Origin of the sequence: Pseudomonas sp. Larv2_ips (genome assembly GCF_963879675.1) — a bacterium.
Taxonomy (GTDB): Bacteria; Pseudomonadota; Gammaproteobacteria; order Pseudomonadales; family Pseudomonadaceae; genus Aquipseudomonas.
On record NZ_CAWOAW010000022.1, the window covers coordinates 1 to 8176 of the forward strand.

General features: G+C 44.1%; 10 protein-coding genes. All 10 read right to left on the bottom strand.

Features of this window, described 5'->3' with window-relative positions; translation table 11 throughout:
• Positions 1–252, bottom strand: a 252-nt coding sequence (locus tag AACV02_RS15340) for a hypothetical protein (protein ID WP_119735446.1), incomplete at its 3' end; no start/stop codon positions are given.
• 503 nt (positions 253–755) lie between these two features.
• A complete protein-coding gene (locus tag AACV02_RS15345; RefSeq protein WP_218911098.1) occupies positions 756–1358 on the bottom strand; it encodes a hypothetical protein in 603 nt (200 codons plus the stop codon).
• Between the two features lie 220 nt (positions 1359–1578).
• The gene (locus AACV02_RS15350; protein ID WP_119735447.1) at positions 1579–1998 is read right to left on the bottom strand and encodes a hypothetical protein; all 420 of its coding nucleotides are present in this window, start codon (positions 1996–1998) and stop codon (positions 1579–1581) included.
• A gap of 140 nt (positions 1999–2138) precedes the next feature.
• On the bottom strand, positions 2139–2519 hold the full coding sequence (locus tag AACV02_RS15355) for an SCO4402 family protein (RefSeq protein ID WP_119735448.1): 381 nt from the start codon (positions 2517–2519) through the stop codon (positions 2139–2141).
• A 517-nt stretch (positions 2520–3036) separates the two neighbouring features.
• Positions 3037–3495, bottom strand: a complete 459-nt coding sequence (locus AACV02_RS15360) for a hypothetical protein (RefSeq protein ID WP_119735449.1) — start codon at positions 3493–3495, stop codon at positions 3037–3039.
• Positions 3496–4284: 789 nt separating this feature from the next.
• Positions 4285–4572, bottom strand: a complete 288-nt coding sequence (locus AACV02_RS15365; RefSeq protein ID WP_169366363.1) for a hypothetical protein — start codon at positions 4570–4572, stop codon at positions 4285–4287.
• 928 nt (positions 4573–5500) lie between these two features.
• On the bottom strand, positions 5501–6121 hold the full coding sequence (locus AACV02_RS15370; RefSeq protein ID WP_305955846.1) for a hypothetical protein: 621 nt from the start codon (positions 6119–6121) through the stop codon (positions 5501–5503).
• Between the two features lie 402 nt (positions 6122–6523).
• Complete coding sequence (locus tag AACV02_RS15375; RefSeq protein WP_234452764.1) at positions 6524–6994, bottom strand: hypothetical protein; 471 nt, start codon at positions 6992–6994, stop codon at positions 6524–6526.
• A gap of 363 nt (positions 6995–7357) precedes the next feature.
• Positions 7358–7555, bottom strand: a complete 198-nt coding sequence (locus tag AACV02_RS15380) for a hypothetical protein (RefSeq protein ID WP_119735454.1) — start codon at positions 7553–7555, stop codon at positions 7358–7360.
• Between the two features lies 1 nt (position 7556).
• Positions 7557–8036, bottom strand: coding sequence for a toxin C-terminal domain-containing protein (locus tag AACV02_RS15385; protein WP_169366361.1), 480 nt, complete (start codon positions 8034–8036; stop codon positions 7557–7559).
• Positions 8037–8176 lie beyond the last annotated feature (140 nt).

The window sequence follows — 8176 nt, forward strand, 5'->3', positions numbered from 1 at the left end:
GCTCAAGTACAAACTCCCACACACATCAGGAACTGCTAAACGACGAACCCCTGTAAACCCTAAAACAACTTCAAACGCTGACTGCTCAGACTCATAAAGCATCTCCAGGGTAACCTTGTAAGTATCAACTGCGCGCCCCATATTGTCTCGCTGCAAGCTGAGCCCCAGCACAAGATTTAGATTATAGAAATCAAAATCAGGAATGATGGAAAGTTTTTCAATGCCCTCAAAGCTAATTTCAAGTGGCCGCATATTCCCTCCTAGTAATCTGGATGCGCGCAGGCCTGGCACCTTTGACATTTTGATTTAGCTCCACCTCTCACACATGATAGTGGGGCTTAGGATGCATGTCAGGTTGCCCAGAAAAATAGGGGACAGGACACCTTTACCAGTAAACCCAAATCAGGCTTGAGTCGAAGTCACCTACAAGTCACCAGTAAGAAATAGTAAGAAATAGGAGTCAGACCACCACTCACATGTTTCAAAGAGCAATTTTGATTACCCTTACAAAACCGTGGCCTGACCCCTATTTCCTGACGAATAAGGCGAAAGGTGTGCAGGTTTTACTCAAGTTGATCGCCAGGAAACATATCGGAAACCGGCCGGGACGGATTGAGCTTCGCACCATAAAACGAAGGCCTTAGCCTTACTCGATACTGATACAGACGCGTTCGGCGGAAGAGCCGAGGTTAGGAAAAATGGACACCCGAAAAAAATCAAGTAAGTGACACTCAAATCCATACCCTTTTCCGGTCCTAGTAGAGCATACGAGAAAAGTGATAGCTCACTTGATCATTCCTCAACAACTGATCACTCGCAAAGTCAAAACTATCAGACTTCACCAACACCTGACGTAAAGGCTCCGGAATATCATCAATGCCACCGAATATTGTAGGGACCAAATACCTGAAATAGTCACCCATTACAGTCTGCCCTTCATAGCCAACAGGATAGTCCACACCGACATCATCGCCCTCTACGCCATGATAGACATAAAAGCCTTTATTGACTGATAGATTAGCCTCTGCAAAGGACTTTGATTCCAACAGGTCAGACTCCAGGTACTCAACCAAACGTTCCTTCGAGAATTTTTTCTGATATCGCCAGGCAGAATAAAGGTCAACCTTAAGTTCACCGCATTTATCGGGAAAACAACTTAAGAACTCAGAAGACTCGCCCCAAACAAACTCAGATAGCCTATCAAGTTGAGCATCTACATTTTCGAGCCTTAACAAAATTTGCGGCAGTTCTCCGTAACAATTATTCACCATCACAGCGATCCTTCCATTTTTATCTATGGCAAACCACGTAAATATTGTTCCAAATCCAGGTCGCCAACTTTCATTTAAAACAATCATTATAGATCTCCTCGAGGCCAACTTACACTGCAATTTTCACAAGGTGAAATTATCGCCCCTTCAGGAATACGATCCTTCCCCCAGACCTCTCGAGTGCGAACTGCCTCAGTAAACCTTATGCTAGCGCAAAAAAAGGGGACAGATTTATTTATTCGAACATAATCGAAAAATCAAATAAATCTGCCCCCTTTTCTTACCTCCGACTTCGGCGCCTCCCCACTCAGCCGACAGTCAAGTCAATATATACACTTTTAACTTCCGCAAAATCACCATCATCACTAATATCCGGAATATAGAACCCCATCCCAAGCGCATCGACTTCAACCCCAAAATCATCTGAAGAAAAAACGACGCCCTGGTGAGCCAAATATTTTTTCAGCTCAGCATAACTTTCACCTAAAAGTCTTTTTCCACGCCAGAAAAAGTTTACCGGAGAAAACAGTTCCACGCCCTTTACAAGATCAGCATCGTCATAATAAATGTGCACAGCATGATGATCAAAGGCGTCCAGCGTATTTGACGACAAAAACGTTTTCTTGAACGTTCTAAACTCTCCACCTAAGCAAGAGCGAACCTCTGCTCTCGGCATACCAACGCTTAGGGGGCCAATTGAACCCGCCGTCAAATAATCAAAAACCATACATCATCACCTTTTCTTGAAATCATCTGGATTCAATGACAAAAAGGGGACAGATTTATTTATTCGAACATAATCTAAAAATTAAATAAGTCTGTCCCCTTTTCTCTAAAAATAAATCTGTCCCCTTTTCTTGCTTATGCTCAGGACAGCTCCAGTAGTGCATGTTTAGATGACTCAATGACGTAAGCCCATTCAGGCTTCGTCAAATACTCAGCATCGGAAAGCGCTGTACCATACTTTTCAAATATTACGTCCAAGCTACGCACAACCTCAGAAATAGCGAGCGCTTCACTCTCCCCCCTAAATATCAATCCGACCCACGAGTCGGCATCAGTCGCCAGATCAGTGTCATCATACAAAAAGTGCACAACATAATTAAATTCATCATAAGCTAAAACCGGGTCTGCTCTTGCAACCCAAGCGTTGTATTGATACTCAGCGCTCGACAGCCCCTGCAAGTAAGAGATCAACTCATCTCTCATCGCGGGAAACTTTAATTCGGAGAGTTCCAACTTTTCCACTTTTTATACTCACCTAAGGAAATAGGGCTCAGACCACCATTCACATGCTTCAAAGAGCAATTCTGATTACCTTTACAAAACCGTGGCCTAACCCCTATTTCCTTCATATCCAAACACCTCAGATTTGGGCGCCATCATAGCGCCCGATTGAAGTATCCAAAATCATTAGGCCAGTTCATGCCTGCTCCCACATGAACGCACATTAAACTTTACGTGGGTATTGCTCTCTCACGCACACGCTAGGATTTGAACCGATCAGGTAAGTACAAAACCGTGGCCTGACCCCTATTTCTCCTTTTGCTCCGGATTTTTCGTTCCACTGCCATTCACAGCAGCAGCTAATCTTGAGTCTTGGGTCGCAATATTGCTCAGGTTTTCTTATATCAGTTGATCCTTCAACTTTGGATATAAGGCCGCATTTTCAGCGCTGGAGCTAGCAGCTCCACCTTTGCACCAAAGGCAAACGACCAACACCATCTACTCTTTTAACAGGATACAAAAATCTCGTTACACCAGCCTAAACCGCCTTATGGTACTCTATCTCGCTTTCTATATCTAAATCTTGCCCTTCCGCAAAAGAGAAGGTGAGAAGTTTAGCTCGCAACGCAAGCTGCTTAAGCGATTCAGGCAAATCATCAATGGTAATTGGACTTATCGGCGACGCTACAGGCTCATATTTATTTGAGCACTCGCGAATCGTTCGATGTACATCTCGCCAGTCATACACAAAAAAACCTTTTTTTGCCATATCATAAAAATCGTCAGGACGATTTACCTGAATAAGAAGACGAGTTTCAGAAACAATAGGAAGTTTTTCGATAGCCTCCTCCACATTCTCTATCGCAAATGAACAGTCATGCAGCATGCCAACCGGAATTGGCCCACTCCCTCCAGTAAAAAACACTCCAAGGTTTAGCTCGCGATCGGTAGCAAGCCAAACACAATCCAGCCCATCGGGGTATACATCGCTACTCATATTAGATTACTCATCAGATTTGAATCGAGTCCCTGGAGGGAATGGTTCACGACCATAAGTAGATTCGCAACGAAGGCATACAGGGACTTGGTCGCCAGTCCTGGGACGTATCGCCTCCGCAAAACGAACGTCCTCTTTGTTACCTCCTGAGGCATCTACCACATGATCTTCCGCACATTTTCCACCGCCACAGGGCCTTGCAGCAACCTCACCAGTCTTTACGTTGTAGCCACCTGTAACAGTTGCAGGGGCTTTGCCTTTCAAAGGTGCAAGTGATTCAGCTAAAGCATCACGCGCTGCTGATGCTTCTTGACCCTTTGCAGCATCAGTCGCTTTTGGACCAACAGCTCAATCAAAAAATAATTGAGTCCAAAATAAACTGTAGTTTCACAGGGTCCGCAGCATTCCCAAAATAATATTCATTCCCCCCATCACCGACTAGTTCAGGAGGTGTCGACTTCCAATACAGTGCGAAATATTTTTCGTCCAACAAATCCTCTAGTGCGCCCGCATCTTCATATGTTGAAATTCTAATGAAGGGCCCATACTCCGAGTGAATAAACACCATCACCCTCTCTCCGGTTTTCGAATCAAACATAGCCCACCTTACCACTTAATGTTGTTAAACCAGTCCAGCTCCTGCTGAGTAGGAGCTCGTTTAATACCTTTATTATCTAGAGAAATAGGGGTCAGACCACCATTCACATGTTTCAAAGAGCAAATTTGATTACCTTTACAAAACCGTGGTCTGCCCCCTATTTCTCCACTAGTTCTCTCTTTTCACTTCTACTACCGACCAAAAGGGTTAAATAAAACATCTTTCATTGAGGACTTCGCCTCATATATCAAACCCAACACCGGTTTAACTAACTTTGAAACCTGCGGATTCAGCCTAACCGCAGTAAGCAGCTCATCCGCAAGGGAGTCTAATTGCGAAACTGAGAACATATCGTAGTCATCAAAGCCAAGGCTGCTGAGAATTGGAAATTCCTTAGCATCCAAATCGAACAATAAATTTGCCATTTCTATTGGCACCTCAACCTTATCAAGACATCCATCTTTATCGACGGATGCCATTTTCTTGTCCCACAACATTAAGTAATACATAGCTTAAAGAGTCTTTCCGGGAAACGTGTTAACTAAATCACCTTTTTTGTCAGTGATAACCGTCATAAAGTTAGTCATCTGCCCTCCTGATTTGGCATCGGTACCAACAGGCCGCCCCATGTCAACTGTCCGAATGAAATTACCCGATGTCGGTGATTGATAGGCGGGAGTCTTGACGACCTGCGGAGTTTGTAGAATAACCTTTAATTCAAATAAAAAGGGGACAGATTTATTTTTCCATGTCCGACCTCGGTCTACCCTGCCCTCGACGTTCAATACGTGAAGAAATAGAAGAAATAGGGGTCAGACCACCATTCACACATTTCAAAGAGCGATGCTGATTACCTTTACAGAACTGTGATCTGCCCCCGTTTCACGCTTAACTCTCGTTTTACAAGCAAAAAAGGGGACAGATTTATTTATTCGAACTTAATCGAAAAGTTAAATAAATCTGTCCCCTTTTCTCTCGTTTTAGTCAATCTTGGATAGCAACGCTGTTGGCTAAGGTCACTTTGATTCGGCAGGGGCCGGTTGAGATTGCACGGTATCCATAAAACCGGGGGCGACTCAGTTAGCTACAAAGCAACCTTCATGCCTCAGAAATAGGGGTCAGACCACCATTCACATGTTTCGAAGAGCAATTTTTACAAAACCGTGGTCTGACCCCTATTTCTCTATTTCTCTGAAAATCAAATAAATCTGCGCCTTTTTCCAGGCGAAGCTGCACAGATTTTGGGGGCTGAGGACACTTGGAAATATTGGAGCGGGCTCTGCGTGATGAGGTGTGCCATCAAACGCAGAGCTTAAAATAAATTTGTGGGGATCCCTCAGGGTCTGACCCCGTTTTTCCGTTTTTCTCTTGACCCCGTTTTTCTGCGATAAGAAAAATCGCCCCCCCTCAGGGTCTGACGCCATTTATCGGCGATCCCTCAATGCCTGCCCCATTTTCTTCAGTCGCTGCCAATATCACACATAGTGCAGTAATAATTTGTTCCGGCTGATCATCTAAAGGAACGCCCCAACCGGTAATTTCTAACCCCGCATATTCTCTTTCAGAATAAAACCACTCTTCAGCGTCATCAAACTCCAAAGTAGTAAATGGCAAAAAATCAGAAACCAAACTGCCCAAACCAATACCAATTGGCAAAACACCTTTATACATAAGCTCTTGTGTTCGCTCTCCAGGAAAACTGAAGCTGTAAGCCTTGAGTGCAAATACCGCTCCATCTCTAATCACTATTGATAGAGCAGGCGTCCCCTTTAGAAGATCATTAACCACAAACTCATCAAATAACGAAAAAGAATAACCGCCATTTCCAAACTCATCCACACCACAACTTCTTAATCGAAGCTTTGGAGAGCACTCAAATTGGTATAATTGGCTAGTCTCATCAATCAAATAGTTGAGTAACACTCGCGCCAGCACCTCTGCACCGACACCCAAAGGTATACCTGCGAGAGACACCGATGGCACGATTGGTGCTACCCAAGATATTGAAAACTGACTAACCTGTTTCATTCTGGCACCCATTTATTGATCGTGGGATTAAATATCACCTCTTGCCCCCGAGGATTCAAGTATTTGGTATTGGCATCTTAAATAGGACCCTTGCTATTAAAAGTCGGCCTATAATCCACAGGATCGACAATTTTAACTTTACTTCCATCCAAATACGTAAGCTTATAGTACTCTCCTTTATGGGTAGATAAAACATCACCTCCAACAGTAGATGGACTATATTGAATTTCTTTAACCCCCATGGTACCACCTTCCACCGTATAAACTTGTGCATTACCAGACGTGCTATTTTTTACCTTTCGAAGAAATAGGGGTCAGACCACCATTCACATGCGTCAAAGAGCAATGCTGATTACCTTTACAGAACTGTGATCTGCTCCCGTTTCGCGCTTAACTCTCGTTTCACAAGTGTTGCTTGCAGCTGACAACTGAAAATTCCCGAGCAAGCACTTCAAACCCTGTGCCTCCATAGTCTTTCAAACTATATTTAACTCCTTCAAGCTGATCAGCTGAGACGTCATCCACTTCAACTTCGCTCAAGTACAAACTCCCACACACATCAGGAACTGCTAAACGACGAACCCCTGTAAACCCTAAAACAACTTCAAACGCCGACTGCTCAGACTCATAAAGCATCTCCAGGGTAACCTTGTAAGTATCAACTGCGCGCCCCATATTTTCTCGCTGCAAGCTGAGCCCCAGCACAAGATTTAGATTATAGAAATCAAAATCTGGAATAATGGAAAGTTTCTCAATGCCCCCAAAGCTAATTTCAAGTGGCCGCATATTCCCTCCTAGTAATCTGGATCCAATATCTGAAACAAACAGACTCAACGACTCTTTGGAAATATTACCCTGATAAATTTTCATCATTTCGACCCCAAGCTGTCAAGAATCGACTGAGGAACATTCCCCTCAAAAACTTTTGTATCACTTCCCTTCTTAGGGAAATATTTTCCATTCTGAGCTTGATTCCATTCGACCACCTTAACCCGAGAGCTAGACACATCATATAGTGCACACCCCTCAGGACCGTAGACAACAACATGCCCATTTCCAAGCTTCGCATAAGAATCGGGAGTTTGCCCTTGCAACGGATACTGAACACCGAAAAAGGGGACCGATTTATTTATTCGAACACAATCGAAAAATCAAATAAATCTGTCCCCTTTTCTCCATGTCCCCTTTTCTCCAGCTTCATGTTATTGCTGGCCGCCCCACAACATTAAAATTTGACTATTCCTCAGACTCGCAATTTAATAAAACACACACACCATCCTCTTTTCCGACGAGACTTATTGGTTTCTTAGTCGCCCCCCCGTCAACGGAAATTTCAACCATGAGATTTTGATTTTCAAAGGTTCTCAACTCCTTAATTAGTTGAGAAATAGTTTTTCCGCGCGTAATCCAATCTGGGACTTTAGATTCATTCATATCAATCACCTATGCGCTCCATATTCACATCAAACGTTCCGGATCTTGTTTCTCTAGAGCCAAGATCCTTAACCGACTTAGCTGCTTTCCAAGCACCGCCGTTATGGCCGTCTAGGTCTCTAGTAATATATCGATTACCTCGCTTAAAAACAGCCTGCCCACCGTGCACTGTTTCATTAATTTTTTTGTACCCTAAAGCTTCCGCAGCCTGCTTACTCGTCTTATAGACAGGTTCCGCAAGGGGTCGAGGCCCCTTTGACTCTGATTCCTTCCCGCCCTTGCCTTTGCGTGCAGGCATCACCCCAAACAAAACACTGGCAAGCAGCTCGCCACCGCCGATCAGATATTTTTCATCTTGAAACGTGGGATTTAATTCATAGCCTTCTATAACTTCGGCGACCTGTTTCCCTACGAAGGCGCTTGCCTTGTCCATATTTTCTGATATTACTTGCCCCGCCGCTGTCCCCTCAACAGCTTTCATGACAATAAATTGGGGGATCCCTCAGGGTCTGACCCCGTTTTTCTGCGATAAGAAAAATCGGCCCCCCCCTCAGGGTCTGACGCCATTTATCGGCGATCCCTCAATGCCTGCCCCATTTTCTTCAGTCGCTGCCAATATCA

Excerpts from the sequence above, each read along its gene's own strand:
- AACV02_RS15345 (WP_218911098.1), bottom strand. The coding sequence starts at position 1,358 with ATGATTGTTTTAAATGAAAGTTGGCGACCTGGATTTGGAACAATATTT.
- AACV02_RS15350 (WP_119735447.1), bottom strand. The coding sequence starts at position 1,998 with ATGGTTTTTGATTATTTGACGGCGGGTTCAATTGGCCCCCTAAGCGTT.
- AACV02_RS15360 (WP_119735449.1), bottom strand. The coding sequence starts at position 3,495 with ATGAGTAGCGATGTATACCCCGATGGGCTGGATTGTGTTTGGCTTGCT.
- AACV02_RS15365 (WP_169366363.1), bottom strand. The coding sequence starts at position 4,572 with ATGGCATCCGTCGATAAAGATGGATGTCTTGATAAGGTTGAGGTGCCA.
- AACV02_RS15370 (WP_305955846.1), bottom strand. The coding sequence starts at position 6,121 with ATGAAACAGGTTAGTCAGTTTTCAATATCTTGGGTAGCACCAATCGTG.
- AACV02_RS15375 (WP_234452764.1), bottom strand. The coding sequence starts at position 6,994 with ATGATGAAAATTTATCAGGGTAATATTTCCAAAGAGTCGTTGAGTCTG.
- AACV02_RS15380 (WP_119735454.1), bottom strand. The coding sequence starts at position 7,555 with ATGAATGAATCTAAAGTCCCAGATTGGATTACGCGCGGAAAAACTATT.
- AACV02_RS15385 (WP_169366361.1), bottom strand. The coding sequence starts at position 8,036 with ATGAAAGCTGTTGAGGGGACAGCGGCGGGGCAAGTAATATCAGAAAAT.